The organism is Serinicoccus chungangensis, assembly GCF_001483745.1.
Lineage (GTDB): Bacteria > Actinomycetota > Actinomycetes > Actinomycetales > Dermatophilaceae > Ornithinicoccus > Ornithinicoccus chungangensis_A.
Genome location: NZ_LQBL01000011.1, coordinates 186,310 through 210,011, shown reverse-complemented (window position 1 = coordinate 210,011; position 23,702 = coordinate 186,310). Strand labels below are relative to the sequence as shown.

Annotated in this window: 36 protein-coding genes; all 36 read right to left on the bottom strand. The window is 69.5% G+C overall.

Annotation, left to right across the window (positions count from 1 at the left end):
- Nucleotides 1-235 precede the first annotated feature (235 nt).
- A complete protein-coding gene (locus AVL62_RS05530; protein ID WP_058890655.1) occupies nt 236-1,228 on the bottom strand; it encodes a zinc-binding dehydrogenase in 993 nt (330 codons plus the stop codon).
- Nucleotides 1,229-1,245: 17 nt separating this feature from the next.
- Nucleotides 1,246-2,085 (bottom strand): tRNA pseudouridine(38-40) synthase TruA, encoded by an 840-nt coding sequence (gene truA / locus AVL62_RS05525; protein WP_058890654.1) that lies wholly within the window; start codon nt 2,083-2,085, stop codon nt 1,246-1,248.
- Between the two features lie 96 nt (nt 2,086-2,181).
- Nucleotides 2,182-2,859: a 50S ribosomal protein L17 gene (rplQ, locus tag AVL62_RS05520; RefSeq protein ID WP_058890653.1), complete on the bottom strand. Its 678-nt coding sequence runs from the start codon at nt 2,857-2,859 to the stop codon at nt 2,182-2,184.
- A gap of 26 nt (nt 2,860-2,885) precedes the next feature.
- Nucleotides 2,886-3,908, bottom strand: coding sequence for a DNA-directed RNA polymerase subunit alpha (locus AVL62_RS05515; RefSeq protein ID WP_058890652.1), 1,023 nt, complete (start codon nt 3,906-3,908; stop codon nt 2,886-2,888).
- Nucleotides 3,909-4,095: 187 nt separating this feature from the next.
- Nucleotides 4,096-4,704 (bottom strand): 30S ribosomal protein S4, encoded by a 609-nt coding sequence (rpsD, locus tag AVL62_RS05510; protein WP_058890651.1) that lies wholly within the window; start codon nt 4,702-4,704, stop codon nt 4,096-4,098.
- 30 nt (nt 4,705-4,734) lie between these two features.
- A complete protein-coding gene (gene rpsK / locus AVL62_RS05505) occupies nt 4,735-5,142 on the bottom strand; it encodes a 30S ribosomal protein S11 (RefSeq protein ID WP_058890650.1) in 408 nt (135 codons plus the stop codon).
- A 56-nt stretch (nt 5,143-5,198) separates the two neighbouring features.
- Entirely contained in the window at nt 5,199-5,576 is a 378-nt protein-coding gene (gene rpsM, locus AVL62_RS05500; protein ID WP_058890649.1) for a 30S ribosomal protein S13, read from the bottom strand.
- A 214-nt stretch (nt 5,577-5,790) separates the two neighbouring features.
- Nucleotides 5,791-5,904: a 50S ribosomal protein L36 gene (gene rpmJ / locus AVL62_RS05495; RefSeq protein WP_022925314.1), complete on the bottom strand. Its 114-nt coding sequence runs from the start codon at nt 5,902-5,904 to the stop codon at nt 5,791-5,793.
- A gap of 71 nt (nt 5,905-5,975) precedes the next feature.
- Nucleotides 5,976-6,197 (bottom strand): translation initiation factor IF-1, encoded by a 222-nt coding sequence (gene infA, locus AVL62_RS05490; protein WP_022925313.1) that lies wholly within the window; start codon nt 6,195-6,197, stop codon nt 5,976-5,978.
- Nucleotides 6,198-6,329: 132 nt separating this feature from the next.
- Nucleotides 6,330-7,205: a type I methionyl aminopeptidase gene (map, locus tag AVL62_RS05485; protein ID WP_058890648.1), complete on the bottom strand. Its 876-nt coding sequence runs from the start codon at nt 7,203-7,205 to the stop codon at nt 6,330-6,332.
- Complete coding sequence (locus AVL62_RS05480; RefSeq protein WP_058890647.1) at nt 7,205-7,813, bottom strand: adenylate kinase; 609 nt, start codon at nt 7,811-7,813, stop codon at nt 7,205-7,207. Before AVL62_RS05480 ends, map begins: the two co-directional genes overlap by 1 nt.
- On the bottom strand, nt 7,813-9,138 hold the full coding sequence (gene secY / locus AVL62_RS05475) for a preprotein translocase subunit SecY (protein WP_058890646.1): 1,326 nt from the start codon (nt 9,136-9,138) through the stop codon (nt 7,813-7,815). The genes AVL62_RS05480 and secY overlap by 1 nt, the downstream gene beginning before the upstream one ends.
- Before the next feature lie 183 nt (nt 9,139-9,321).
- The gene (gene rplO, locus AVL62_RS05470) at nt 9,322-9,792 is read right to left on the bottom strand and encodes a 50S ribosomal protein L15 (RefSeq protein ID WP_058890645.1); all 471 of its coding nucleotides are present in this window, start codon (nt 9,790-9,792) and stop codon (nt 9,322-9,324) included.
- Nucleotide 9,793: 1 nt separating this feature from the next.
- On the bottom strand, nt 9,794-9,976 hold the full coding sequence (gene rpmD, locus AVL62_RS05465; protein WP_010148653.1) for a 50S ribosomal protein L30: 183 nt from the start codon (nt 9,974-9,976) through the stop codon (nt 9,794-9,796).
- On the bottom strand, nt 9,976-10,650 hold the full coding sequence (gene rpsE / locus AVL62_RS05460; protein WP_058890644.1) for a 30S ribosomal protein S5: 675 nt from the start codon (nt 10,648-10,650) through the stop codon (nt 9,976-9,978). Before rpsE ends, rpmD begins: the two co-directional genes overlap by 1 nt.
- A 36-nt stretch (nt 10,651-10,686) precedes the next feature.
- The gene (gene rplR / locus AVL62_RS05455) at nt 10,687-11,061 is read right to left on the bottom strand and encodes a 50S ribosomal protein L18 (RefSeq protein WP_058890643.1); all 375 of its coding nucleotides are present in this window, start codon (nt 11,059-11,061) and stop codon (nt 10,687-10,689) included.
- Nucleotides 11,062-11,064: 3 nt separating this feature from the next.
- The gene (gene rplF / locus AVL62_RS05450; protein WP_058890642.1) at nt 11,065-11,604 is read right to left on the bottom strand and encodes a 50S ribosomal protein L6; all 540 of its coding nucleotides are present in this window, start codon (nt 11,602-11,604) and stop codon (nt 11,065-11,067) included.
- Between the two features lie 30 nt (nt 11,605-11,634).
- Nucleotides 11,635-12,033, bottom strand: coding sequence for a 30S ribosomal protein S8 (gene rpsH / locus AVL62_RS05445; RefSeq protein ID WP_010148657.1), 399 nt, complete (start codon nt 12,031-12,033; stop codon nt 11,635-11,637).
- A 124-nt stretch (nt 12,034-12,157) separates the two neighbouring features.
- Nucleotides 12,158-12,343 (bottom strand): type Z 30S ribosomal protein S14, encoded by a 186-nt coding sequence (locus AVL62_RS05440; RefSeq protein WP_009483068.1) that lies wholly within the window; start codon nt 12,341-12,343, stop codon nt 12,158-12,160.
- A gap of 2 nt (nt 12,344-12,345) precedes the next feature.
- On the bottom strand, nt 12,346-12,945 hold the full coding sequence (rplE, locus tag AVL62_RS05435; protein ID WP_058890641.1) for a 50S ribosomal protein L5: 600 nt from the start codon (nt 12,943-12,945) through the stop codon (nt 12,346-12,348).
- 2 nt (nt 12,946-12,947) lie between these two features.
- Nucleotides 12,948-13,292: a 50S ribosomal protein L24 gene (gene rplX, locus AVL62_RS05430; protein ID WP_058890640.1), complete on the bottom strand. Its 345-nt coding sequence runs from the start codon at nt 13,290-13,292 to the stop codon at nt 12,948-12,950.
- Nucleotides 13,293-13,295: 3 nt separating this feature from the next.
- Complete coding sequence (gene rplN, locus AVL62_RS05425) at nt 13,296-13,664, bottom strand: 50S ribosomal protein L14 (protein ID WP_058890639.1); 369 nt, start codon at nt 13,662-13,664, stop codon at nt 13,296-13,298.
- A 112-nt stretch (nt 13,665-13,776) separates the two neighbouring features.
- Nucleotides 13,777-14,118 (bottom strand): 30S ribosomal protein S17, encoded by a 342-nt coding sequence (gene rpsQ, locus AVL62_RS05420; RefSeq protein WP_058890638.1) that lies wholly within the window; start codon nt 14,116-14,118, stop codon nt 13,777-13,779.
- 2 nt (nt 14,119-14,120) lie between these two features.
- Nucleotides 14,121-14,369, bottom strand: coding sequence for a 50S ribosomal protein L29 (rpmC, locus tag AVL62_RS05415; RefSeq protein ID WP_058890637.1), 249 nt, complete (start codon nt 14,367-14,369; stop codon nt 14,121-14,123).
- Nucleotides 14,369-14,788, bottom strand: a complete 420-nt coding sequence (gene rplP / locus AVL62_RS05410; RefSeq protein ID WP_058890636.1) for a 50S ribosomal protein L16 — start codon at nt 14,786-14,788, stop codon at nt 14,369-14,371. The genes rpmC and rplP overlap by 1 nt, the downstream gene beginning before the upstream one ends.
- Nucleotides 14,788-15,642, bottom strand: a complete 855-nt coding sequence (rpsC, locus tag AVL62_RS05405; RefSeq protein ID WP_058890635.1) for a 30S ribosomal protein S3 — start codon at nt 15,640-15,642, stop codon at nt 14,788-14,790. Before rpsC ends, rplP begins: the two co-directional genes overlap by 1 nt.
- A complete protein-coding gene (gene rplV, locus AVL62_RS05400; protein WP_058890634.1) occupies nt 15,642-16,007 on the bottom strand; it encodes a 50S ribosomal protein L22 in 366 nt (121 codons plus the stop codon). The genes rpsC and rplV overlap by 1 nt, the downstream gene beginning before the upstream one ends.
- Nucleotides 16,008-16,042: 35 nt before the next feature.
- Nucleotides 16,043-16,324: a 30S ribosomal protein S19 gene (gene rpsS, locus AVL62_RS05395; protein WP_010148667.1), complete on the bottom strand. Its 282-nt coding sequence runs from the start codon at nt 16,322-16,324 to the stop codon at nt 16,043-16,045.
- Nucleotides 16,325-16,344: 20 nt separating this feature from the next.
- On the bottom strand, nt 16,345-17,181 hold the full coding sequence (gene rplB / locus AVL62_RS05390) for a 50S ribosomal protein L2 (RefSeq protein WP_058890633.1): 837 nt from the start codon (nt 17,179-17,181) through the stop codon (nt 16,345-16,347).
- 40 nt (nt 17,182-17,221) lie between these two features.
- Nucleotides 17,222-17,524: a 50S ribosomal protein L23 gene (gene rplW / locus AVL62_RS05385; protein WP_058890632.1), complete on the bottom strand. Its 303-nt coding sequence runs from the start codon at nt 17,522-17,524 to the stop codon at nt 17,222-17,224.
- Between the two features lie 2 nt (nt 17,525-17,526).
- Nucleotides 17,527-18,177 carry a 50S ribosomal protein L4 gene (gene rplD / locus AVL62_RS05380; protein ID WP_058890631.1) on the bottom strand — a complete coding sequence of 217 codons (651 nt, stop codon included), beginning with the start codon at nt 18,175-18,177 and terminating at the stop codon, nt 17,527-17,529.
- Between the two features lie 7 nt (nt 18,178-18,184).
- A complete protein-coding gene (gene rplC, locus AVL62_RS05375; protein WP_058890671.1) occupies nt 18,185-18,856 on the bottom strand; it encodes a 50S ribosomal protein L3 in 672 nt (223 codons plus the stop codon).
- A gap of 11 nt (nt 18,857-18,867) precedes the next feature.
- Nucleotides 18,868-19,176 carry a 30S ribosomal protein S10 gene (rpsJ, locus tag AVL62_RS05370; protein ID WP_006946210.1) on the bottom strand — a complete coding sequence of 103 codons (309 nt, stop codon included), beginning with the start codon at nt 19,174-19,176 and terminating at the stop codon, nt 18,868-18,870.
- Nucleotides 19,177-19,526: 350 nt separating this feature from the next.
- Nucleotides 19,527-20,144 (bottom strand): hypothetical protein, encoded by a 618-nt coding sequence (locus AVL62_RS05365; RefSeq protein ID WP_058890630.1) that lies wholly within the window; start codon nt 20,142-20,144, stop codon nt 19,527-19,529.
- A 119-nt stretch (nt 20,145-20,263) separates the two neighbouring features.
- Nucleotides 20,264-21,457, bottom strand: coding sequence for an elongation factor Tu (gene tuf / locus AVL62_RS05360; RefSeq protein WP_058890629.1), 1,194 nt, complete (start codon nt 21,455-21,457; stop codon nt 20,264-20,266).
- A 113-nt stretch (nt 21,458-21,570) separates the two neighbouring features.
- Complete coding sequence (gene fusA, locus AVL62_RS05355; RefSeq protein ID WP_058890628.1) at nt 21,571-23,673, bottom strand: elongation factor G; 2,103 nt, start codon at nt 23,671-23,673, stop codon at nt 21,571-21,573.
- Nucleotides 23,674-23,702: the final 29 nt, after the last annotated feature.

The window sequence follows — 23,702 nt, the reverse complement described above, 5'->3', positions numbered from 1 at the left end:
AAAAACAAACACGCTGTTGAGTTCTCAAGAATCGGACACACACCTGCGGTCCGGACCTGGTCGGTCTTTGTCCGCCCGGGGCAACCTCTCCAGCCTACCCGATCCTCCGGCCCGGTGTCACATCCGTGGGAGGTGACCGTGTGGGGGGATGGATCCTGGTCCTGCTGGCGCGTCCTCCGCTTCTGCGTCGGCCGCGAGGAACAACACTACACGCCCGCAGGACCGAGGTGCAAACTCAGCCCGTGGCCGAGGTGCGGCGGACCTGGATCCCCAGCTGGCCGCCGCTCTCGCCGGCGGCCATACGCGCCAGTGCGGAGCGGGTGTCGGCCAGTCCGACGACCCCGCCCACGGCGGGCCGGAGCCGCTCCCGGGACACGAGGCGGGCCAGGGCCGCCAGCTCGTCGCGGGTCCCCATGGTGGAGCCCTGGACGCGCAGCTGCTTGAAGAAGATCTTGGTCAGCTCGGCCTTCTCCGGTGCGTCCCCCGACGTCGCCCCGCAGATGACGATGGTGCCCCCCGGCCGGAGGGAGTTGACCGAGTGGGACCAGGTGGCCGCACCGACGCTCTCCAGCACGGCGTCGACCCGACCCGGGAGTCGCTCGCCCGTCTCGAAGGTCGCGTCGGCACCCAGCTCCTGCGCCCGGACCCGCTTGGCCTCCGAACGGCTGGTCACCCACACGGTGAGCCCTGCCGCGGCACCGAGCTGGACGAGGGCGGTCGACACCCCACCGCCGGCCCCCTGCACGAGCACGGTGTCGCCCGGTCGGACCCGGGCCTGGGTGAAGAGCATGCGGTAGGCCGTGAGCCAGGACGTGCACAGGGCCGCGGCCTCCACGGCGCTCAGGTGCTCGGGCCGTGGCACCCAGGCACCCTCCGGCACGCTGACGAGCTCGGCGAGGGTGCCCTGGTGCTGCTCCGACAGCAGGGATCGCCGGGGGTCGAGGGTGGGGTCCCCCTCCCACGAGGGCGTGCCGGTCACCACGGGGTGGATGACCACCTCCCCCAGCTCGGGGTGCTCCGCCACGGCGTCGCACCCCAGGATCATCGGCAGCCGGTCCTCCGTCAGTCCCACCCCGCGCAGCGACCACAGGTCGTGGTGGTTCAGGCCGGCGGCCACGACGGGGAGCACGCGCCAGCCGGGCCGCTCCTGCGGCTCCGGGCGCTCGCCCACCACCAGCCCGCTCAGCGGGTCGTCGGGGTGGAGGCTCTCGGCGTAGGCGGCCAGCATCTGCTCATCCAACCAGATCAGTCGGGGCGCTGCGCCCGGACGGCCCGGCTCTCCTCACCGCGCCGGCGCTGCCTCTCCACGGTCTCGGGGTAGGTGATCTCCTCCAGGCAGAGTCCGTGGGCGGGCATGACCCGCACCCCGGGGTCGCGGCGCCGGGCCTGCTGGACCTGCTCCGGCCAGCCGGGCGGACGGCGGCCCTCCCCCACCGGCACGACGGCGCCGACGAGGGCGCGCACCATGCTGTGGCAGAACGCGTCGGCCACGACGGTCCCCACGACGACCCCGGCGTCGTCCCTGCGCCAGCGGAAGTCCAGCAGCGTGCGGATGGTGCTGGCCCCCTCGCGCCGCTTGCAGAAGGCCGCGAAGTCGCGCAGCCCGACGAGGGTCCGGGCCGCCTCGTCCATGGTGTCGACGTCGAGCCGGTGCCGCACCACGACGGTGTCGTGCCGGCGCAACGGGTCCGCGTCGGCAGCACGGTCCTGCAGCCGGTAGCTGTAGCGGCGCCGCAGGGCCGAGAAGCGGGCGTCGAAGTCGGCGTGCACCTCGGTGGCGGACCGCACCGCGACGTCGGCGGGCAGCACCCCCCGCAACCGCGTCACCAGCGCCTCACCGGGCGGGCGGTCCGACCGGCCGGGCACGAGCCGCCACACCTCCTCCTCCACGTCCAGGTGGCAGACCGACCCCCGCGCGTGGACACCGGCGTCCGTCCGTCCCCCCACGACCAGCCTCGGGGGGTCCACCCGCAGCACCCGCCCCAGGCCGTCCGCGAGCGTCTCCTCGACCGTCCGCAGGCCCGGCTGCCGGGCCCACCCGGAGAAGTCGGTGCCGTCGTAGGCGAGGTCGATCCTGATGCGCACCCGCCCATCCTGCCCTGCGCCCCGCGGTGGGGGACGGCGAGGGCCGCCCACCCCTTCAGGGGATGGGCGGCCCACCGGTGCGTCAGGGACGCGAGCTCACTTCGCGGTGTCGTCGTCCTCCGCAGGCTGCTCGGCGTCGTCGGCTCCACCGGAGACCATCGCGGCCTCGGTGGTGTCGTCGGCGGCCTCGTTGTCCGCGACCTCGGTCAGCTCGCCGTCGGCGGCCGGCTCCGCGCCCTGCTCGGCGGCGGCGTCGGCGGCCTCGACCTCGGCCTGCGCCTGGTCGACCTCGGCGGCGTCGGTGGTGGTGGGCTCCTCCGCCTCGAGCTCGGCGTCGCTGATCGCGGCGGCCTGGCGGTCCTTGGCCGAGCGCCGGGTGGCACCCTCGGCCTGGGTGACCACGGCCTTGCGCTCGACCGGCTCACGCACCAGCTCGATGACCGCCATCGGGGCGTTGTCGCCCTTGCGCGGGGCGATCTTGGTGATGCGGGTGTATCCACCCTGACGCTCGGCGACGTCCGGGGCGATCTCGGTGAACAGCCGGTGCACCACGCCCTTGTCCCGCACGATGGCCAGGACCTTGCGACGGTTGTGCAGGTCTCCGCGCTTGGCGAAGGTCACCAGGCGCTCGGCCAGCGGCCGCAGCCGCTTGGCCTTCGCCTCGGTGGTGGTGATCCGGTCGTGCTCGAACAGAGCGGTCGCCAGGTTGGACAGGATCAGGCGCTCGTGCGCCGGACCGCCGCCGAGGCGCGGACCCTTCTTGGGGGCAGGCATGGGTTCTCCTTAAGCCTTCTCGTGTCTCAGTACTGCTCGTCCTCGGCGAAGGCGGCGTCGCCCTCGTCGTCGTACGTGCCGTCCTCGTAGGCGGCCGCACCCTCGAACCCGGGCGGGCTGTCCTTGAGGGCCAGGCCCATCTCCGCCAGCTTGTCCTTGACCTCGTCGATGGACTTGGCGCCGAAGTTGCGGATGTCGAGCAGGTCGGCCTCGCTGCGGCCCACGAGCTCACCCACGCTGTGGATGCCCTCGCGCTTCAGGCAGTTGTAGGACCGGACGGTGAGGTCGAGCTCCTCGATCGGCAGCGCCAGGTCGGACGCCAGGGCGCCCTCCCCCGCGGACGGGCCGATCTCGATGCCCTCTGCCTCGACGTTGAGCTCACGGGCCAGCCCGAACAGCTCGACCAGGGTGCGGCCCGCGGAGGCGACGGCGTCGCGGGGAGCCATCGAGCTCTTGGTCTCGATGTCGAGGACGAGCCGGTCGAAGTCGGTGCGCTGCTCCACGCGGGTCGCCTCGACCTTGTAGGTGACGGCGAGGACCGGGGAGTAGATGGAGTCGACGGGGATGCGCCCGATCTCCTGGTCGCCCGACTTGTTGAGCTGGGCGGAGACGTAGCCCCGGCCGCGCTCGACGGTCATCTCCATCTCCAGCGAGGCGGACTCGCCGAGGGTGGCGATGTGCAGGTCCGGGTTGTGGACCTCCACGCCGGCCGGCGGGGCGATGTCGGCCGCGGTCACGGCGCCGGCGCCCTGCTTGCGCAGGTACATGACGACCGGCTCGTCGTGCTCGCTGGAGACCACGAGCGACTTGAGGTTGAGGATGACCTCGGTCACGTCCTCCTTGACCCCGGGGATCGTCGAGAACTCGTGGAGCACGCCGTCGATGCGGATGCTGGTCAGGGACGCACCGGGGATGCTGGACAGCAGGGTCCGGCGCAGGGAGTTGCCGAGGGTGTAGCCGAAGCCGGGCTCGAGCGGTTCGAGGGAGAACCGGGAGCGGCTGTCGGAGACGACCTCCTCGGTCAGGGTGGGGCGCTGTGCGATGAGCACGTTTCGTTCCTTTCCACGGGCGACCGCCATATGACGCCGCGTGCGGGAGCCCGGCATACCTCTGTCCGTATGCCGGGGCCCGGGAATCCGGCGAGCGGAGCGAGGCCTGGATTCCCGGAACGACCAGGAGCGCGAGCGAAGCGAGCTCCTGGTCGTGGGGGTAGGTGGGGGCGAAGCCCCCACCCGATCAGTTCTTGGAGTAGAGCTCCACGATGAGCTGCTCGGTGAGGATCGTGTCGATCTGCTCACGGGTTGGCAGCTGGTGGATGAGGATCTTCAGCGAGCCGGGCACGACCTTCATCCAGGCGGGGACCGGCCGGTCGCCGTAGGTCTGGCGGGCCAGCTCGAACGGGAAGGTCTCGACCGACTGCGGACGGACCTCGACGATGTCGTACTGCTCGACCCGGTAGCTGGGCACGTCGACCCGCTTGCCGTTGACCAGGAAGTGACCGTGGGTCACCAGCTGACGGGCGGCGCGACGGGTCCGCGCCAGGCCGGCGCGGTACACGACGTTGTCGAGGCGGGACTCCAGGATGATGAGCAGGTTGGCGCCGGTCTTGCCGGGACGGCGGGCCGCCTCAGCGTAGTAGCGACGAAACTGCTTCTCCATGACGCCGTAGGTGAAGCGGGCCTTCTGCTTCTCCTGCAGCTGGGTCAGGTACTCCTTCTCCTGGCTGCGACGGCGGCCGTGCTGCCCCGGGGGGAAGGGACGCAGGTCGAAGTTCTTGTCGCCGCCGACGAGGTCGACCTTGAGCCGGCGGGACTTCTTGGTGATGGGTCCGGTGTAACGGGCCATGATGTGTCTACCTTGTTCCTTCCGGGGCGGTCAGTTGCGACGCTTCTTGGGCGGGCGGACGCCGTTGTGCGCCTGCGGCGTCACGTCGGAGATCGCGCCGACCTCCAGGCCGGCCGCGGTCAGCGAGCGGATCGCGGTCTCGCGACCCGAGCCCGGACCCTTGACGAAGACGTCGACCTTCTTCATGCCGTGGTCCATCGCGCGACGCGCGGCGGCCTCGGCGGCCATCTGGGCGGCGTAGGGGGTCGACTTGCGCGACCCCTTGAAGCCGACCTGGCCCGAGGAGGACCAGGCGATGACGGCACCGGTCGGGTCGGTGATCGAGATGATGGTGTTGCTGAACGTGCTCTTGATGTGAGCCTGCCCGAAGGCGACGTTCTTCTTCTCCTTGCGGCGCACCTTGCGGGCGCCGGTGGCCTGACGGCTCTTGGGGGGCATGTGGTTCTCCTAGCGGAAGAGCAAGACTGAGGTGTCGGGGCGAGGCCGCGACAGGATTACTTGCCGGCCTTCTTCTTGCCGGCGACGGTGCGCTTGGGTCCCTTGCGGGTGCGCGCGTTGGTCTTGGTGCGCTGACCGTGCACCGGGAGCCCGCGGCGGTGCCGCAGCCCCTGGTAGCTGCCGATCTCCACCTTGCGGCGGATGTCGGCGGCGACCTCGCGGCGGAGGTCGCCCTCGAGGCGGAAGCTGCCCTCGAGGTGGTCGCGCAGGGAGACCAGCTGCTCTTCCGTCAGGTCCTTGACCCGGGTCGACGGGTCGACGCCCGTGGCCTGGAGAGTCTGCTCGGCGCGGGTGCGGCCCACGCCGAAGATGTAGGTGAGAGCGACCTCGACGCGCTTGTCGCGCGGCAGGTCGACACCGATGAGTCGTGCCATGTGGCAGTGCTCCTTGGGAGTCGTGCGAGAGTCTGGTGCAGCACCGGTCCGCATCGTCTGGTGGGCTCGGTCGCCCGCGGTCCCCGGCTCTCGCGGCCAGGGGTGACGTCCCGCCGGTCGGCGGGGGTCGGGTGCTGCGTCATCTGGGTGGTGACGGTATGCAGTTGTGGTCGACGCATCGAAGCTGCGACGCGTGCGCTGGGTGGTGGTCTGCTCAGCCCTGACGCTGCTTGTGGCGCAGGTTGTCGCAGATCACCATGACCCGCCCGTGACGGCGGATCACCTTGCACTTGTCGCAGATCTTCTTCACGCTCGGCTGAACCTTCATGGCTTCCTGCCTTCGGTGGAGTGGATCTGTGCGGGGGTGGGGTGAGGATCGCGGCCGGGAGGCCGCGGACCTCAGCGGTAGCGGAAGACGATGCGACCGCGGGTCAGGTCGTACGGGCTGAGCTCCACCACCACGCGGTCCTCGGGGAGGATCCGGATGTAGTGCTGCCGCATCTTCCCGGAGATGTGAGCCAGCACCACGTGACCGTTGGTGAGCTCGACCCGGAAGTTCGCGTTCGGGAGGGCCTCGACAACCGTGCCCTCGATCTCAATGACGCCGTCCTTCTTCGCCATGTCCTCCACATTCCCTGTATTGCACTGGACTCGGCCCACGCAGGGCCGACGCACCATCCTACGGGAACGGCAACCCCCAAGGCCAATCGCCCGGACCCCCAGCGGGCCCGCTCCGGTCCTAGGACGCCCGCGTCAGTCGCACAGGGGGGCGAAGTCCGCGCCGACGCGGGCGAGCCCGGCCGCTCCCCCGTCGGTCGCCGTGAGCACCCACAGCCCCGCGTCGGTGACCGCGACGGTGTGCTCCCAGTGGGCCGCGCGGCTGCCGTCGGAGGTGACGACCGTCCAGTCGTCGGCGAGGGTCCGCGTCTCGATGCTGCCGAGGGTGACCATCGGCTCGATGGCGAAGGTCGACCCGGAGGGGACCGTGGGTCCGCTCGAGGTGACCCCGTAGTTGGGCACGTGCGGGTCCATGTGCATCTCCCGGCCGATCCCGTGACCGGTGTAGTCCTCGAGGATGCCGTAGACCTGCACCCCCGGCACCCCCTCCCGACGGCGTCGCTCCAGGGCCGCGTCGACGGACTCCTCGACCGCGTCCCCCACGGCGTACAACCGGCCCCCCGGACGCAGCGCCGCGATGCCGGCCCACAGCGATGCCTCGGTGTCGTCCATGAGGGCGAGGTCCGCGGCGCGAGCCCGGTCCCGGCCGCCGACGACGAGGCTGACGGCGGCGTCCCCGTGCCACCCCTCGACGATGGCCCCGCAGTCGATGGAGACGAGGTCCCCGTCGGCCAGGACACGCGGTCCGGGTATGCCGTGCACCACCTCGTCGTTGACCGAGATGCACAGGCTGCCGGTGAAGCCGTGGTAGCCCAGGAAGCTCGGTGTCGCCCCGGCGCTACGGATCGCCTCCTCGGCCAGGGTGTCGAGCTCGCGGGTGCTCGTCCCGGCGCTGGCGTGCTCGGTGGCCAGGGCCAGCGTCCGCGCCACCACCTGGCCCGCCCGCCGCATGGCGATGAGCTGGTCCGGGGTCTTGGCCTCGATGCGGGGCCGACGCCGGAGGAGGGACATCAGCTCTCGCCGGTGGTGCCCGGCGTGCCGGCGGCAGCGGCCGGCACCTGCGACAGGGCGGCCTCGATGCGGCCGGTGACCTCCTCGACGGACCCCATCCCGTCGACCCGCCGGAGCAGGCCGCGCGCCTTGTAGTGGGCGGCGAGCGGGGCCGTCTCCTCGGCGTACATCCGCATGCGCTCGCGGATGACCTCCTCGGTGTCGTCGGCCCGGCCCTGCTCCTGGGCCCGGGCGAGCAGCCGCTGGACGACCTCGTCGGTGTCGACCGTCAGCTCGACCACGACGTCCAGCTGGTGGCCGGCGTCGCCGAGCATCTCGTCGAGCGCCTCCACCTGGCCGGTGGTCCGGGGGTAGCCGTCGAGCAGGAAGCCCGCGGCCGCGTCGGGCCGGGCCAGGCGGTCCCGCACGATCGCGTTGGTGATCTCGTCGGGGACGTAGCCCCCGGAGGCGGTGATCTGCTTGACCTGCAGGCCGAGGTCGGTCTCGTCCTTGATGTTGGCCCGGAAGATGTCACCGGTGGAGATGGCGGGGACGCCATGGGCGGCGGACACGTGGGCGGCCTGGGTGCCCTTGCCGGCACCGGGGGGCCCGAGCAGGATGAGGCGCATCAGCGGAGGAACCCTTCGTAGTCGTGCTGCTGGAGCTGGGACTCGATCTGCTTCACCGTCTGCAGGCCGACGCCCACGATGATGAGGATCGAGGCGCCGCCCAGCGGGAAGTTGGCCACCCCCATGACGTTGAAGGCGATGAGCGGGATGACGGCCAGTCCGGCGAGGTAGAGCGCACCGGGGGTGGTGATGCGGTTGATGACGTACTCGAGGTACTCGGCGGTGGGACGACCGGCCCGGATGCCCGGGATGAAGCCGCCGTATCGCTTCATGTTGTCCGCCACCTCGGTCGGGTTGAACGTCACCGACGTGTAGAAGAAGCAGAAGAAGATGATCATGGCCGCGTAGAGCAGCATGTAGACCCAGTGGGTACCGGAGCCGGTGGCACCCATGGACAGGTAGCGGTCGATGAAGCCCACCCAGGCGGGAGCCGTGGCCCCCGGCTCCGTCGGCCGGTTGAAGTTGGCCAGCAGCGAGGGGAGCATGAGGATCGAGCTGGCGAAGATGATGGGGATGACGTTGGCCATGTTGAGCTTGAGCGGGATGTAGGTCGAGGTCCCGCCGTACTGGCGACGACCCACCATCCGCTTGGCGTACTGCACCGGGATGCGGCGCTGGCACTGCTCGACGTAGACGACCAGCGTCATGATGACCAGACCGAGCAGCATGACGAGCACGAAGGTGGTCACCGAGCTCTGGTAGATCGTGCCCAGGGCCGCCGGGAACCCCGCGGCGATGGAGATGAAGATCAGCAGCGACATCCCGTTGCCGACACCCTTCTCGGTGATCAGCTCGCCCAGCCACATGATGAGGCCGGTGCCCGCGGTCATCGTCAGCACCATGAGCGCCAGCGTCCAGATGCCGTCGTCGGGCATCACGGTGGTGCACGTGGTGCCGAACAACCGGGCCGGCTCCCGGGCGATGGTCACGAGGGTGGACGCCTGGAGGACCGCGAGGCCGATCGTGAGGTAGCGGGTGTACTGGGTCATCTTGGTCTGACCCGACTGCCCCTCCTTCTTGAGCTGCTCGAACCGCGGGATGACCACGGTGAGCAGCTGCACGATGATCGCCGCGGTGATGTACGGCATGATCCCCAGCGCGAAGATGGACAGCTGCACCATGGCCCCGCCGGAGAACAGGTTGACCATGCCCAGCACGTTGCCCGAGAGCTCGGCGGTGTTGAGGCACTGCTGCACCAGGCCGTAGTCGACGCCGGGCGTCGGGATGTGCGTCCCGAGCCGGTACAGCGCCATGATGGCGAGCGTGAAGAGGATCTTCTTGCGAAGATCGGGCGTCTTGAACGCGCGCACGAAGGCGGAGAGCATTCAGGTCCTCCTGTGGGTCTCCCCCGACGCCGGTCGTCGCGGTCGACGACGCGCCCGGGGAGGCGAGCATGAGTCGCCCCCGACGATAACACCAGGGGTGGTGGGGGTGGGTAGCAGTGAGGCCCCGCGCCGCGGGGCGACGCAGGGCCTCACTGGAGGTGTGGCGGGGCCGGGCCCGGAACCTCAGGCCTCGGTGGCGCTCCCACCGGCAGCCTCGATCTTCTCCTTGGCGGAGGCCGAGAACTTCGTGGCGGTCACGTCGAGCGCGACCGACACCTCGCCGGTGCCGAGCACCTTGACGGGCTGGCCCTTGCGGACCGCACCCTTGGCGACGAGCTCGTCGGTCCCGACGGTGCCGCCCTCGGGGAAGAGGGTGGCGAGGGTGTCGAGGTTGACGACCTGGTAGGTCACCTTGAACGGGTTCGTGAACCCACGCAGCTTGGGCAGCCGCATGTGCATGGGGGTCTGGCCGCCCTCGAAGGTCGCCGGCACCTGGTACCGGGCCTTCGTGCCCTTGGTGCCACGACCCGCGCTCTTGCCCTTGGACGCCTCACCGCGACCCACACGGGTCTTCGCGGTCTTGGCGCCGGGGGCCGGACGCAGGTGGTGCACCTTCAGCGCGGCCGCCTCGCGGCGGGTGGTGCTGTCGGCCATATCAGTCAACCTCCTCCACGGTCACCAGGTGGGCGACCGTGCGGACCATGCCCCGGAACTCCGGGCGGTCCTCCTTGACGACGGTGTCCCCGATCCGCTTGAGGCCCAGGCTCCGGACGGTCTCCCGGTGCATGTGCTTCGTGCCGACGGTGGACTTGATCTGGGTCACCTTGAGCTTGGCCATCAGGCACCTGCCTTCGCCTCGGCCGCGGCCTCCGCACGAGCCTTGAGCATGGCGTGCGGCGCGACCTCCTCGAGCGACTTGCCCCGACGGGCCGCGACGGCCTCGGGCTGCTCGAGACCCTGCAGCGCCGCGACGGTGGCGTGCACGATGTTGATGGAGTTGCTCGACCCGAGCGACTTGCTCAGGACGTCGTGGATCCCCGCGCACTCGAGCACGGCGCGCACCGGACCACCGGCGATGACACCGGTACCCGGGCTGGCCGGCTTGAGCATGACGACACCGGCGGCGGCCTCGCCCTGGATCGGGTGCGGGATGGTGCCGGCGATCCGGGGGACGCGGAAGAAGTTCTTCTTCGCCTCCTCGACGCCCTTGGAGATCGCGGCCGGCACCTCCTTGGCCTTGCCGTAGCCGACGCCCACGGTGCCGTCGCCGTCCCCCACCACGACGAGCGCGGTGAAGCTGAAGCGGCGGCCACCCTTGACGACCTTGGCCACGCGGTTGATCGTCACGACGCGCTCGAGGTACTGGTTGCGGTCGTCGTCCCGACCCCCGCGGCCACCACGGCCGTCACGGTTGTCTCGGTTGTTGCTGTCCCGGCCGCCGCGACGGTTGTCGCGGGCGTCGCCGGACGTGGAACCGGACCCGGTTCCACGTCGCTGGAAGTCACCAGCCATCGAAAAGTCCTCTTTCCTCGTTCTCGCAGGTCCGAATCAGAGCGCCAGGCCGCCCTCGCGGGCGCCCTCCGCGATCGCGGCCACGCGGCCGGCGTACCGGTTGCCGCCACGGTCGAAGACCGCCGCGTCGACGCCCGCCGCCTTGGCACGCTCGGCGATCAGCTCGCCGACCCGCCTGGCCTTGGCCGTCTTGTCGCCCTCCAGGGCACGCAGGTCCGCCTCCATGGTGGAGGCAGAGGCCACGGTGGCGCTCTTGGTGTCGTCCACGAGCTGGACGAAGACGTGACGCGAGGACCGGTTGACCACGATGCGCGGACGCTCCGCGGTCCCGGTGACCTTCTTGCGCAGCCGCACGTGACGACGGCCCCGTGCTGCGCTCTTGCTCTTGGCGCGCTTGACGATCTGTGCCATGGCTTACTTACCAGCCTTTCCGACCTTGCGGCGGATGCGCTCACCCTCGTAGCGCACGCCCTTGCCCTTGTAGGGGTCCGGCCTGCGCAGCTTGCGGATGTTCGCGGCGACCTCGCCGACCTGCTGCTTGTCGATGCCCGTGACCGAGAACCGCGTGGGGTTCTCGACCGTGAAGGTGATGCCCTCCGGGGCCTGGATGAGGATGGGGTGGCTGTAGCCGAGCGCGAACTCGAGGTCACTGCCCCGGGCCACCACGCGGTAACCGGTGCCGTGGATCTCGAGCTTCTTGGTGTAACCGTTGGTCACACCCTCGACCATGTTGGCGATGAGGCTGCGGGTGAGCCCGTGCCGCGAGCGCGAGTCGCGCTCGTCGTCGGGTCGGGTCACCTCGATGCTGCCGTCCTCGCCCGCAGCCACCGAGATGGGCTCGACGACGTCGAGCGCGAGCTGACCCTTGGGCCCCTTGACCGTGACGGTCGAGCCGTCGATGGCCACGTCGACACCGGAGGGGACGGTGACGGGGAGTCGTCCGATACGAGACATTCTTGTGAGCTCCTTACCTTCTGCTCCGGGTCACCAGACGTAGGCGAGCACTTCGCCGCCGACGCCCTTCTCGGCCGCCTGACGGTCGGTGAGCAGGCCGGAGGACGTGGAGATGATCGCCACGCCCAGGCCGCCCAGCACGCGGGGCAGGTTGGTGGACTTCGCGTAGACACGCAGGCCCGGCTTGGAGACGCGGCGCACGCCGGCGATGGAGCGCTCCCGGTTGGGGCCGTACTTGAGGTCGATGATCAGCGTGGTGCCCACCTCGGCATCCGCGGAGGACCAGGAGGCGATGTAGCCCTCGGCCTTGAGGATGTCGGCGATGGTCGCCTTCAGCTTGGAGTACGGCATGGAGACCTGGTCCTTGTGCGCCGAGTTGGCGTTCCGGATCCGGGTCAGCATGTCCGCGATCGGGTCGGTCATGGTCATGGGCTTCGTGCCCTTTCTCACCGCGGTTTCCCCCCGGGCATGGTGCCCGGGGCGACCTTCGATGTTCCAGGTAGGTGGTTACGTCAGTGGGGGGTGTGCCGGAGGACGGGCGGGACGGCCCGCCTCACCAGCTCGACTTGGTGACACCGGGCAGCTCGCCGCGGTGCGCCATCTCGCGCAGGCAGATGCGGCACAGGCCGAACTTGCGGTAGACCGAGTGCGGGCGGCCGCACCGCTGGCAGCGGGTGTAGGCGCGCACCTTGAACTTCGGCTTGCGGTTGGCCTTGTTGATGAGAGCGGTCTTGGCCATGCTCAGTTCTCCTTGAACGGGAAGCCCAGGTGCTTGAGCAGCGCCCGGCCCTCGTCGTCGGTCGAGGCCGTGGTCACCAGCGTGATGTCCATGCCGCGGACCCGGTCGATCTTGTCCTGGTCGATCTCGTGGAACATCGACTGCTCCACCAGGCCGAAGGTGTAGTTGCCGTTGCCGTCGAACTGCCGCGGGGACAGCCCGCGGAAGTCACGGATGCGCGGCAGCGCGAGGGAGAGCAGCCGGTCGAGGAACTCCCACATCCGGTCCCCGCGCAGCGTCACGTGGGCGCCGATCGGCATACCCTCGCGCAGCTTGAACTGGGCGATGGACTTGCGGGCCTTGGTGACGGACGGCTTCTGGCCGGTGATCGTCGCCAGGTCCCGGATGGCGCCCTCGATGAGCTTGCTGTCGCGAGCGGCCTCCCCGACACCCATGTTGACGGTGACCTTCACCAGGCCGGGCACCTGCATGGGGTTGGCGTAGCCGAACTGCTCGGTCATGGCCGGGACGATGTCCTGGCGGTACCGCGCCTTGAGCCGGGGTGCCGCCGCGGCCGAGGAACCGGCCTGCGTCTCGGTGGTCTCGGTGATCGTGTCAGTCATGCTCAGAGGTCCTTACCCGAGCGCACCGCCACGCGGGTGCGCACCGTCTTGTCACGGCCATCGCGGTCCACCTGCTCGACACGGGTCTTGATCCGCGTCGGCTTCTTGGTCTCCGGGTCGACCACCATCACGTTGGACACGTGGATGGGGGCCTCCTGGACCTGGATGCCGCCGGTGTTGACGCCGCGCTGGCCACCGGCACGCGTGTGCTTGGTGATGCGGTTGACGCCCTCGACCAGCACGCGTCCGGTGTCGGTGTGCACGGCGATGACGCGGCCCTGCAGGCCCTTGTCCTTGCCGGCGATGACCTGCACCAGGTCGTTCTTCTTGATCTTCATCTTCGCCATGTCTCAGATCACCTCCGGCGCGAGCGAGACGATCCGCATGAATCGCTTGTCGCGCAGCTCGCGGCCCACCGGGCCGAAGATGCGGGTGCCGCGGGGGTCTCCGTCGTTCTTGAGGATGACCGCGGCGTTCTCGTCGAAACGGATGTAGCTGCCGTCGGGACGACGGCGCTCCTTGCGGGTGCGGACGACGACCGCCTTGACGACATCGCCCTTCTTGACGTTGCCGCCGGGGATGGCGTCCTTCACGGTCGCCACGATGGTGTCCCCGATGCCCGCGTAGCGGCGGCCGGAACCGCCGAGCACGCGGATGCACAGGAGCTCCTTGGCACCGGTGTTGTCGGCGACGCGCAGTCGCGACTCCTGCTGGATCACTGTTCGTTCTCCTACTGCCGGCTGGTTCTCGCCCGCGGGGGCCGAGCCTGGCCAGACGTCGTGGATGAAAGGGTTCGTTGGCGGGACCCGGGGGGTCCCGCACGGGTTCGGCCTACTTGGCCTTCTCGAGGATGTCGACCAGCCGCCACCGCTTGGTGGCGGACAGCGGGCGGGTCTCCATGATGAGGACCCGGTCGCCGACGCCCGCGGTGTTGGCCTCGTCGTGCACCTTGACCTTGTTGGTCGTGCGGATGACCTTGCCGTAGAGGCCGTGCTTCACGCGGTCCTCGACCTGGACGACGATGGTCTTGTCCATCTTGTCGCTGACGACGTAGCCCTGACGGGCCTTGCGGTAGTTGCGGTCTCCGCCGTGCCCGAGCGAGCTCTCGCTGGGCTCGTGCGCCTCGACCGACGCGGGGGCCGTGTCGGCCTGGGTCTGGGTGCTCTCGCTCATGCTCAGCCCACCTTCTCGTTCTCGTCGGACGCACGGCCGATGCCGAGCTCGCGCTCGCGCATCTCCGTGTAGATCCGCGCGATGTCCTTGCGGACCGCGCGCAGCCGGCCATGGCTCTCCAGCTGCCCGGTGGCGGACTGGAAGCGCAGGTTGAACAGCTCCTTCTTGGCCTCGGCCAGGGCATCGGCCAGGGGGCCGTCCTCCAGACCGCGCAGCTGCTCGGGGGTCAGGTTGTCGGAACCGACAGCCATCAGATGTCACCACCCTCACGGGAGACGAAACGGGACTTCATGGGCAGCTTGTGCATCGCCAGACGCAGCGCCTCGCGGGCGACGTCCTCGGACACACCGGACAGCTCGAACATGACGCGGCCCGGCTTGACGTTGGCCACCCACCACTCGGGCGAGCCCTTGCCGGAGCCCATGCGGGTCTCGGCCGGCTTCTTGGTCAGCGGACGGTCGGGGTAGATGTTGATCCACACCTTGCCGCCTCGCTTGATGTAGCGGGTCATGGCGATACGAGCCGACTCGATCTGCCGGTTGGTGACGTAGGCCGGCGCGAGGGCCTGGATGCCGTAGTCACCGAACGCGAGCTGGGTGCCACCCTTGGCGGTGCCGGAGCGGCCCGGGTGGTGCTGCTTGCGGTGCTTGACGCGACGGGGAATCAACATCAGGACTGCTCTCCCTCGGTGGTAGCGGGGGCGGCGGTCGCCGAGTCGGCCTGCGCAGCCGCGGGGGCCTGCTCGGAGGTCGCGGCCTCGTCGCGGCGCGGGGCACGGCCGCGGCGCTCGCCACGCTCGCCCCCGGGGCCGCCACGGCCACCGCGGCCGCCGCGCCGGTCGCCCCGCCCGCTGGGGGCCTGGGCCTCCTCGCGCGCGAGCTCCTTGGCGGTCAGGTCGCCCTTGTAGATCCAGACCTTCACGCCGATCCGGCCGAAGGTCGTCTTGGCCTCGTACAGGCCGTAGTCGATGTTGGCGCGCAGGGTGTGCAGCGGCACGCGGCCCTCGCGGTAGAACTCCGACCGGGACATCTCGGCACCGCCGAGACGGCCCGAGCACTGGATCCGGATGCCCTTGGCGCCGGCGCGCAGGGCGGACTGCATGCCCTTGCGCATCGCGCGACGGAAGGTCACGCGGGCGGCCAGCTGCTCGGCGATGCCCTGGGCCACCAGCTGGGCGTCCACCTCGGGGTTCTTCACCTCGAGGATGTTGAGCTGGACCTGCTTGCCGGTGAGCTTCTCCAGGGCGCCCCGCAGACGGTCGGCCTCGGCACCGCGGCGCCCGATGACGATCCCCGGGCGGGCCGTGTGGATGTCGACGCGGACGCGGTCGCGGGTGCGCTCGATCTCGACCTTGGAGATGCCGGCCCGGTCCATCCCGGTGGACAGCAGCTCACGGATCGCGACGTCTTCCTTCACGTAGTCGCGGTAGCGCTGCCCCTCCTTGGTGGAGTCGGCGAACCAGCGGCTGCGGTGGTCGGTCGTGATGCCCAGGCGGTAGCCGTTCGGGTTGATCTTCTGCCCCATCAGCGGGCACCTCCCTTGGTCTTCTCGGCGACGACCACGGTGATGTGGCTCGTGCGCTTGTTGATGCGGCTGGCGCGGCCCTGGGCGCGCGGCCGGAACCGCTTCATGGTCGGGCCCTCGTCGACGAAGGCGGAGGCGACGACGAGGCGGGCCTCGTCGATGCCCGTGCCGCTGCTGTCGGCGGCGTGCCGGGCGTTGGCGACCGCGCTGTTCAGGACCTTGAGCACCGGCTCGCTGGCGCTCTGCGGGGCGAACCGCATGAGGGCCTGCGCCTCCGGGACGCTCTTGCCCCGGATGAGGTCGACGACACGGCGGGCCTTCATCGGCGTCACGCGGACGAACCGCGCCTGCGCCCTGGCTTCCATGACGAATCCTTCTTCCGTGGTGTTCGTGGTGGTCGTCATCGGCGGCGACCCTTCCTGTCGTCCTTCTCGTGACCCTTGAACGTGCGGGTCGGAGCGAACTCACCGAGCTTGTGGCCGACCATCGACTCGGTCACGAAGACCGGGACGTGCTTGCGGCCGTCGTGCACGGCCAGGGTGTGGCCGAGCATGTCGGGGGTGATCATCGACCGGCGGGACCAGGTCTTGATGACGTTCTTGGTTCCGGCCTCGTTCTGCGCGTCCACCTTCTTGGTGAGGTGGTCGTCGACGAACGGGCCCTTCTTCAGGCTGCGAGGCATACTTCGGACTGCTCCTAAACTCAGCGCTTCTTGCCGGTCCGGCGACGACGCACGATGAGCTTGTCGCTGGGCTTGTTGGGCTTGCGGGTACGACCCTCGGGCTGACCCCAGGGGCTCACCGGGTGACGGCCACCGGAGGTCCGGCCCTCACCACCACCGTGCGGGTGATCCACCGGGTTCATGACCACACCGCGGACGGTCGGGCGCTTGCCCTTCCACCGCATCCGGCCGGCCTTGCCCCAGCTGATGTTGCTCTGCTCGGCGTTGCCGACCTCGCCGATGCTGGCGCGGCAGCGGGCGTCGACGTTGCGGATCTCCCCGGAGGGCATGCGCAGCTGCGCCATGCTGCCCTCCTTGGCGACCAGCTGGACCCGGGCCCCGGCCGAACGGGCGATCTTGGCTCCCCCACCGGGCCGCAGCTCGATGGCGTGGATGACGGTACCGACCGGGATGTTGCGCAGCGGCAGGTTGTTGCCGGGCTTGATGTCGGCGGACGGGCCGTTCTCGACGGTGTCGCCCTGCTTGAGCCGGTTCGGCGCGATGATGTAGCGCTTCTCGCCGTCGGTGTAGTGCAGCAGGGCGATGCGGGCCGTGCGGTTGGGGTCGTACTCGATGTGCGCGACCTTGGCGTTGACGCCGTCCTTGTCCGCACGACGGAAGTCGATCACCCGGTAGGCACGCTTGTGCCCGCCACCGATGTGCCGCGTCGTAATGCGACCGGAGGCGTTGCGCCCACCCGTCTTGGACAGCGGCTTGACCAGCGACTTCTCGGGGGTCGTCCGGGTCACCTCGACGAAGTCGGCCACGCTCGAGCCACGTCGGCCCGGCGTCGTCGGCTTGTACTTGCGAATAGCCATTCTCGAAAGTCCTCTAGCTTCTCGTCTCGTGCCCCGGCGCTCAGAGCGTGCCGAAGATGTCGATGGATCCCTCACGAAGCGTGACGATCGCCCGCTTCGTGTCCTTGCGGCGGCCCATCCCGAACCTCGTGCGACGGGCCTTGCCCTGCCGGTTCATCGTGTGGACCGAGGAGACCTTCACGTCGAAGATGGCCTCGACGGCCTTCTTGATCTCCGACTTGTTGGCGCGGGGGTCGACCAGGAAGGTGTACTTGCCCTGGTCCAGCAGCGCGTACGACTTCTCGGACACGACCGGCGACAGCAGGATGTCCCGGGGGTCCTTCTGGGTGCTGAAGGTGCTCATGCTCACTGGCTCTCCTCGGCAGTCGTGGCGCTCACGCCGGAGATGAAGGTGTCCAGGGCGGCCTGGGTGAAGACCACGTCGTCGGAGCACAGCACGTCGTAGGTGTTGAGCTGGTCGACGAACAGGACGTGCACGTCGGGCATGTTGCGCACGGAGCGCAGCCCGAGGTCGTCCGCGCGGTCCAGGACCACGAGGAAGTTGGGCCGGTCCGACAGGCCCTGCAGGACCGTGCGCGCGGTGCGGGTGGAGGGGGCCTCCCCCTCGACCAGCGCCGAGAGCACGTGGATGCGTCCGTGACGGGCGCGGTCCGAGAGGGCACCGCGCAGGGCGGCGGCCTTCATCTTCTTGGGCGTCTTCTGGGCGTAGCTGCGCGGCTGCGGGCCGTGGACCGTGCCACCGCCGGCGAACTGGGGGGCGCGGGTCGAACCCTGACGGGCGCGGCCGGTGCCCTTCTGGCGGTAGGGCTTGCGGCCACCGCCGCGGACCTCGCCGCGGGTCTTGGTGGCGTGCGTCCCCTGCCGGGCCGCGGCCAGCTGGGCCACGACGACCTGGTGGATGAGGGGCACGTTGGTCTGCACGTCGAAGAGCTCCGCGGGCAGGTCCACCGTGCCGGCGTCCCCACCGGCGGGCTTGGTGATGGTGATGGTGGTCATGTCAGGTTCACGCACCCTTCGCGGCCGTGCGCACGAGGACGACGCCGCCGCGGGGGCCGGGAACGGCACCCTTGATGAGCAGCAGGCCCTTGTCCGCGTCCACGGCGTGGACGGTCAGGTTCGAGGTGGTCTGGCGCTCGCCGCCCATCCGGCCGGCCATGCGCAGGCCCTTGAAGACGCGGCCCGGGGTGGCGCAGCCACCGATGGAGCCCGGCTTGCGGTGGTTGCGGTGAGCACCGTGGGAGGCGCCGACGCCGGAGAAGCCGTGCCGCTTCATGACGCCCGCGAAGCCCTTGCCCTTCGTGGTGCCGGTGACGTCCACCTTCTGGCCGCCCTCGAAGGTCTCGGCGGTGATCTCCTGGCCGAGCTCGTAGTCGCCGGCGTCCGCCGTGCGCAGCTCGGCGACGTGCCGTCGCGGGGTCACCCCGGCCTTGGCGAAGTGGCCCTTGAGCGGCTGGGTCACCTTGCGCGGGTCGATCGCCCCGAAGGCGATCTGGACCGCGTCGTAGCCGTCGGTCTGCGCGTTGCGGACCTGGGTCACGACGGCGGGGCCGGCCTTGATGACCGTGACCGGCACGAGACGGTTCTCGGCGTCCCAGACCTGGGTCATGCCGAGCTTCTCGCCGAGCACGCCCTTGACGGTGCGCCGGGTGGTCGATGCAGTGGTCGCAGTAGTCATCGTCGTCACACTCACAGCTTGATCTCGATGTTGACGTCCGCCGGGAGGTCGAGACGCATCAAGGAGTCGACCGCCTTGGGGGTGGGGTCGACGATGTCGATCAGCCGCTTGTGGGTTCGCATCTCGAAGTGCTCGCGGCTGTCCTTGTACTTGTGCGGCGACCGGATGACGCAGAAGACGTTCTTCTCCGTCGGGAGCGGCACCGGGCCGACCACCGTGGCGCCAGCACGGGTCACCGTGTCAACGATCTTGCGCGCCGAGCTGTCGATGACCTCGTGGTCGTACGACTTCAGCCGGATGCGGATCTTCTGTCCCGCCATCGCTTGTCTGACTCTCTCTCGTCGTCCGTCTGGAACATTCGTGGTCCGGTCCGACGGGCCTTCCACCGACCCCCGCGGTCGGGCGTGTCGCGCCTCCCGCGGACGTCACCCATGGATCCTCAGATCGTTCTGGGCGGTGTCCGTGCCCGGCTCGGCCGGGGCTTGCGCTGCCGTCGCCCGCGCCCCGGGGGGCGCGTGCCGGACGGCCGGCGGCGCACACATGGGTGAGCACCGCGCGTCAAGCAACCTGTCCAGTGTGCCATGCGGCGTCGGCATACCTCAAATCGGCGCCAGGAGGACCCTGGAGGGTCTCCCTCGCACCGGTGCCAGCAGGACCCGGTACGCCGTGCTCACACCGCTGCCCCCAGGCATTCCAGCAGCTCCTCCCGCGACCAGGCCTCCTCGACGACCGGGGTGGCCCGCAGGTAGTCCACCACGGCCTCCGGGCTCATGCCGTGGCTCTCGCGCAGGCCCTCGGCGATGGTGCGCAGGTAGGGCGCGGTCGGCGCCCGCGAGCCCAGCGCGTCCACGTCCTCCGCGGTGAAGGTCAGCACCGGGAGGTCCTCGATGGTCCCGACGCGGTGGATGGTCTCGTAGCGCCCCGGCCCGGCGACGTCGTAGCCCTCGGCCAGCACCCGGGACAGGTCCAGCCTCCCCCGGGGCTCGCGGTGCATCTCCTGGGCCGCGACGTCCAGGAACTGCTCCGCGGTCAGCAGGTAGGCGCGGGCCGCGACCCCGCGCGGGTCCTCGCCGGGGACGTAGAAGGCGATACCGCCGCCCCACGTCACCGACTCCCACCCGAAGTGCAGCCGGCCGGGGAGGTGGACCGGCCGGTCCCCCGTGGGTGGCTGGGGGTCGCGGGCCCCGGTCTGCGTCCGGCGGGCCCCCGAGGCCGTACCCCCCTGCAGGTAGGTGAGGAAGCGGTGGCGGCTGAGGTTCGACCCGTAGGCGGCATACCAGACCCTCATCCCCCCAGCCTGCCACGCGCGACCCCGGCCTCCGGAGCCGCACCTGCCCGGGGACGCCAGGAGCCCCCGTCACCGAGATCGGCGACGGGGGCTCCTGCGCGGGACGAGCCCGGCTCAGGTCACTTGAGGATCTTGGTGACCCGGCCGGCGCCGACGGTGCGGCCGCCCTCGCGGATGTTGAACATCAGGCCCTCCTCCATGGCGATCGGCTGGATCAGCTCGACCTTCATGTCGGTGTTGTCCCCGGGCATGACCATCTCGGTGCCCTCGGGCAGGTGCACGACACCGGTGACGTCCGTGGTCCGGAAGTAGAACTGCGGACGGTAGTTGTCGTAGAACGGCGTGTGCCGGCCACCCTCGTCCTTGGACAGGATGTAGGCCTGCGCCTCGAACTCGGTGTGCGGGGTGATGGTGCCCGGCTTGACGATGACCTGGCCGCGCTCGACGTCCTCGCGCTTGGTGCCACGCAGGAGCAGGCCGACGTTCTCGCCCGCGCGACCCTCGTCGAGCAGCTTGCGGAACATCTCGATGCCGGTGACGGTCGTCTTGCTCGAGCCCGGGCGGATGCCGACGATCTCGATCTCCTCGTTGACCTTGAGGATGCCGCGCTCGATGCGACCGGTGACGACGGTGCCACGACCGGTGATCGTGAAGACGTCCTCGACGGGCATCATGAACGGCTTGTCCAGGTCGCGCTCGGGCTCCGGGATGTACTCGTCCACGGTGTCCATGAGCTCGAGGACGGTGTTGGCCCAGGCCTCGTCGCCCTCCAGCGCCTTGAGCGCGGAGACCTTGACGACGGGCAGGTCGTCACCGGGGAACTCGTAGGAGGACAGCAGCTCGCGGACCTCCATCTCGACGAGCTCCATGATCTCCTCGTCGTCGACCATGTCGGCCTTGTTGAGGGCCACGACGATGTAGGGGACGCCGACCTGGCGGGCCAGGAGGACGTGCTCCTTCGTCTGCGGCATCGGGCCGTCGGTGGCGGCGACCACGAGGATGGCACCGTCCATCTGCGCAGCGCCGGTGATCATGTTCTTGACGTAGTCGGCGTGACCCGGGCAGTCGACGTGCGCGTAGTGACGCTTCTCCGTCTGGTACTCGATGTGCGCGATCGAGATCGTGATGCCGCGCTGCTTCTCCTCGGGCGCCTTGTCGATGGAGTCGAAGGGCGACGCCTGGTTCAACTCCGGGTACTTGTCGTGCAGCACCTTGGAGATGGCAGCCGTGAGGGTGGTCTTGCCGTGGTCGATGTGACCGATGGTGCCGATGTTGACGTGCGGCTTGCTCCGCTCGAACTTGGCCTTCGCCACTGGGGTGTCCTCCTGTTGGACTCGGGATGTGCGATCGTCACCGGTGCAGGACCGGGGGCGACGTCTGGATGGGTGTTGCTCGGTCCATCACTCCGCGGACGGAGTGAACGGGCTCACTCGCCGCGGACCTTCTTGATGATCTCCTCGGCGACGTTCTTGGGAACCTCGGCGTAGGAGTCGAACTGCATCGTGTAGTTGGCACGACCCTGGGTCCGGGACCTGAGGTCACCAACGTACCCGAACATCTCGGACAGCGGGACCACGGCCTTGACGACCTTGGCACCGGAGATGTCCTCCATGGACTGGATCTGCCCACGGCGGGAGTTGAGGTCGCCGATGACGTCCCCCATGTAGTCCTCCGGGGTCCGGACCTCGACGGCCATCATGGGCTCGAGCAGCACCGGGTTGGCGCGGCGGGCGGCCTCCTTGAAGGCCATCGAGCCGGCGATCTTGAACGCCATCTCCGAGGAGTCGACGTCGTGGTAGGCACCGTCCAGCAGGGTGGCCTTGATGCCCACGACCGGGTAGCCGGCCTGGATGCCCACCTGCATCGCGTCCTGGATGCCCTGGTCCACCGAGGGGATGTACTCCTTGGGCACCCGGCCGCCGGTGACCGAGTTGGCGAACTCGTAGAGCTCGCCCTCGGAGGTCTCCATCGGCTCGAAGGTCAGCTGCACCTTGGCGAACTGGCCCGACCCACCCGTCTGCTTCTTGTGGGTGTAGTCGTACTTCTCCACGGCCTTCTTGATGGTCTCGCGGTAGGCGACCTGCGGGGCGCCGACGTTGGCCTCGACCTTGAACTCGCGCTTCATGCGGTCCACGAAGACGTCCAGGTGCAGCTCGCCCATACCGCCGATGACGGTCTGACCGGTCTCCTCGTCCAGCCGGACGGTGAAGGTCGGGTCCTCCTGGACCAGCTTCTGGATCGCGGTGGACAGCTTCTCCTGGTCGCCCTTGGTCTTGGGCTCGATGGCGACGTGGATGACCGGCTCCGGGAAGCTCATCGACTCCAGCACGATGTGCTGGTTCATGTCGGAGAGCGTGTCACCGGTGGTGGTGTCCTTGAGGCCGATCATCGCGTAGATGTGGCCGGCCGAGGCCGAGCCCACCGGGTTCTCCTTGTTGGAGTGCATCTGGAACAGCTTGCCGATGCGCTCCTTCTTGCCCTTGGTCGCGTTGTACACGGGCTGACCGGCGTCGATCTTGCCCGAGTAGACGCGCACGTAGGTCAGGGTGCCGAAGAACGGGTGGGTCGCGACCTTGAAGGCCAGACCGGAGAACGGCTCGCTGGAGTCCGGGCGCCGGGTCAGCTCGACGGTCTCGTCGTCGGGGTCGTGGCCGATCATCGGCGGGACGTCCAGCGGAGAGGGCAGGTAGGAGATGACCGCGTCCAGCATCGGCTGCACGCCCTTGTTCTTGAACGCCGAGCCGCACAGGACCGGGTAGGCCTGCGAGGTGACGGTCATGGCACGGATGCCCGCGACCAGCTCCTCCTCGGTCAGCTCACCCTCCTCGAGGTAGCGCTCCATGAGCTCGTCGGTCGCCTCGGCGACCTGCTCGACGAGCTTCTCGCGGTACTCCTCGGCCTGGGCCTGCAGGTCCGCGGGGATCTCCTCGACGGCGTAGTCCTCGCCCTTCTCGACCTCGCCGCGCCACGTGAGCGCACGCATCTTGATGAGGTCGATGACACCGATGAAGTCGCTCTCGGCGCCGATGGGCAGCTGGACGACCAGCGGGGTCGCGCCCAGGCGGTCCTTGATGGTCTGCACGGTGAAGTAGAAGTCGGCACCGAGCTTGTCCATCTTGTTGACGAAGCACACGCGCGGGACGTCGTACTTGTCGGCCTGGCGCCACACGGTCTCGGACTGCGGCTCGACACCCTCCTTGCCGTCGAACACCGCGACCGCGCCGTCGAGGACGCGCAAGGAGCGCTCCACCTCGACGGTGAAGTCGACGTGCCCCGGGGTGTCGATGATGTTGATCTGGGTGTCCTTCCAGAAGCAGGTCGTCGCGGCCGACGTGATCGTGATGCCGCGCTCCTGCTCCTGCTCCATCCAGTCCATCGTCGACGCGCCGTCGTGCGTCTCACCGATCTTGTAGTTGATGCCGGTGTAGAACAGGATCCGCTCGGTGGTCGTCGTCTTGCCGGCATCGATGTGAGCCATGATGCCGATGTTGCGGACCTTGTTGAGGTCCGTGAGGACGTCGAGTGCCACAGTCTCTCTTCTCTGGTTGTCTCTCGTGG

Coding starts and splice junctions, on each gene's coding strand:
- rplW (WP_058890632.1), bottom strand. CDS start 17,524: ATGAGCACCTTCAGCACCCAGAAGGACCCCCGGGACATCCTGCTGTCG.
- rpsC (WP_058890635.1), bottom strand. CDS start 15,642: ATGGGGCAGAAGATCAACCCGAACGGCTACCGCCTGGGCATCACGACC.
- rpsH (WP_010148657.1), bottom strand. CDS start 12,033: ATGACCATGACCGACCCGATCGCGGACATGCTGACCCGGATCCGGAAC.
- rplB (WP_058890633.1), bottom strand. CDS start 17,181: ATGGCTATTCGCAAGTACAAGCCGACGACGCCGGGCCGACGTGGCTCG.
- rpmJ (WP_022925314.1), bottom strand. CDS start 5,904: ATGAAGGTTCAGCCGAGCGTGAAGAAGATCTGCGACAAGTGCAAGGTG.
- rplO (WP_058890645.1), bottom strand. CDS start 9,792: ATGGCCGACAGCACCACCCGCCGCGAGGCGGCCGCGCTGAAGGTGCAC.
- rpmC (WP_058890637.1), bottom strand. CDS start 14,369: ATGGCTGTCGGTTCCGACAACCTGACCCCCGAGCAGCTGCGCGGTCTG.
- rpsD (WP_058890651.1), bottom strand. CDS start 4,704: ATGGCCCGTTACACCGGACCCATCACCAAGAAGTCCCGCCGGCTCAAG.
- rplR (WP_058890643.1), bottom strand. CDS start 11,061: ATGGCACAGATCGTCAAGCGCGCCAAGAGCAAGAGCGCAGCACGGGGC.
- rpsJ (WP_006946210.1), bottom strand. CDS start 19,176: ATGGCGGGACAGAAGATCCGCATCCGGCTGAAGTCGTACGACCACGAG.
- rpmD (WP_010148653.1), bottom strand. CDS start 9,976: ATGGCCAAGCTCAAGGTGACCCAGATCAAGTCCACCGTCGGCACGAAG.
- map (WP_058890648.1), bottom strand. CDS start 7,205: ATGTCCCTCCTCCGGCGTCGGCCCCGCATCGAGGCCAAGACCCCGGAC.
- secY (WP_058890646.1), bottom strand. CDS start 9,138: ATGCTCTCCGCCTTCGTGCGCGCGTTCAAGACGCCCGATCTTCGCAAG.
- rpsQ (WP_058890638.1), bottom strand. CDS start 14,118: ATGAGCGAGAGCACCCAGACCCAGGCCGACACGGCCCCCGCGTCGGTC.
- rpsK (WP_058890650.1), bottom strand. CDS start 5,142: ATGCCCCCCAAGAGCCGTCAGGCCACCGGCGCCCGCAAGGTGCGCCGC.
- rpsS (WP_010148667.1), bottom strand. CDS start 16,324: ATGCCTCGCAGCCTGAAGAAGGGCCCGTTCGTCGACGACCACCTCACC.
- rplD (WP_058890631.1), bottom strand. CDS start 18,177: ATGACCACCATCACCATCACCAAGCCCGCCGGTGGGGACGCCGGCACG.
- rplQ (WP_058890653.1), bottom strand. CDS start 2,859: ATGCCTGCCCCCAAGAAGGGTCCGCGCCTCGGCGGCGGTCCGGCGCAC.
- rplP (WP_058890636.1), bottom strand. CDS start 14,788: ATGTTGATTCCCCGTCGCGTCAAGCACCGCAAGCAGCACCACCCGGGC.
- rplF (WP_058890642.1), bottom strand. CDS start 11,604: ATGTCTCGTATCGGACGACTCCCCGTCACCGTCCCCTCCGGTGTCGAC.
- AVL62_RS05440 (WP_009483068.1), bottom strand. CDS start 12,343: ATGGCCAAGACCGCTCTCATCAACAAGGCCAACCGCAAGCCGAAGTTC.
- rplX (WP_058890640.1), bottom strand. CDS start 13,292: ATGGCGAAGATGAAGATCAAGAAGAACGACCTGGTGCAGGTCATCGCC.
- rpsE (WP_058890644.1), bottom strand. CDS start 10,650: ATGGCTGGTGACTTCCAGCGACGTGGAACCGGGTCCGGTTCCACGTCC.
- AVL62_RS05480 (WP_058890647.1), bottom strand. CDS start 7,813: ATGCGCCTCATCCTGCTCGGGCCCCCCGGTGCCGGCAAGGGCACCCAG.
- rplV (WP_058890634.1), bottom strand. CDS start 16,007: ATGGAAGCCAGGGCGCAGGCGCGGTTCGTCCGCGTGACGCCGATGAAG.
- AVL62_RS05530 (WP_058890655.1), bottom strand. CDS start 1,228: ATGCTGGCCGCCTACGCCGAGAGCCTCCACCCCGACGACCCGCTGAGC.
- infA (WP_022925313.1), bottom strand. CDS start 6,197: ATGGCGAAGAAGGACGGCGTCATTGAGATCGAGGGCACGGTTGTCGAG.
- rpsM (WP_058890649.1), bottom strand. CDS start 5,576: ATGGCACGACTCATCGGTGTCGACCTGCCGCGCGACAAGCGCGTCGAG.
- AVL62_RS05365 (WP_058890630.1), bottom strand. CDS start 20,144: ATGAGGGTCTGGTATGCCGCCTACGGGTCGAACCTCAGCCGCCACCGC.
- rplE (WP_058890641.1), bottom strand. CDS start 12,945: ATGACTGACACGATCACCGAGACCACCGAGACGCAGGCCGGTTCCTCG.
- rplC (WP_058890671.1), bottom strand. CDS start 18,856: ATGACTACTGCGACCACTGCATCGACCACCCGGCGCACCGTCAAGGGC.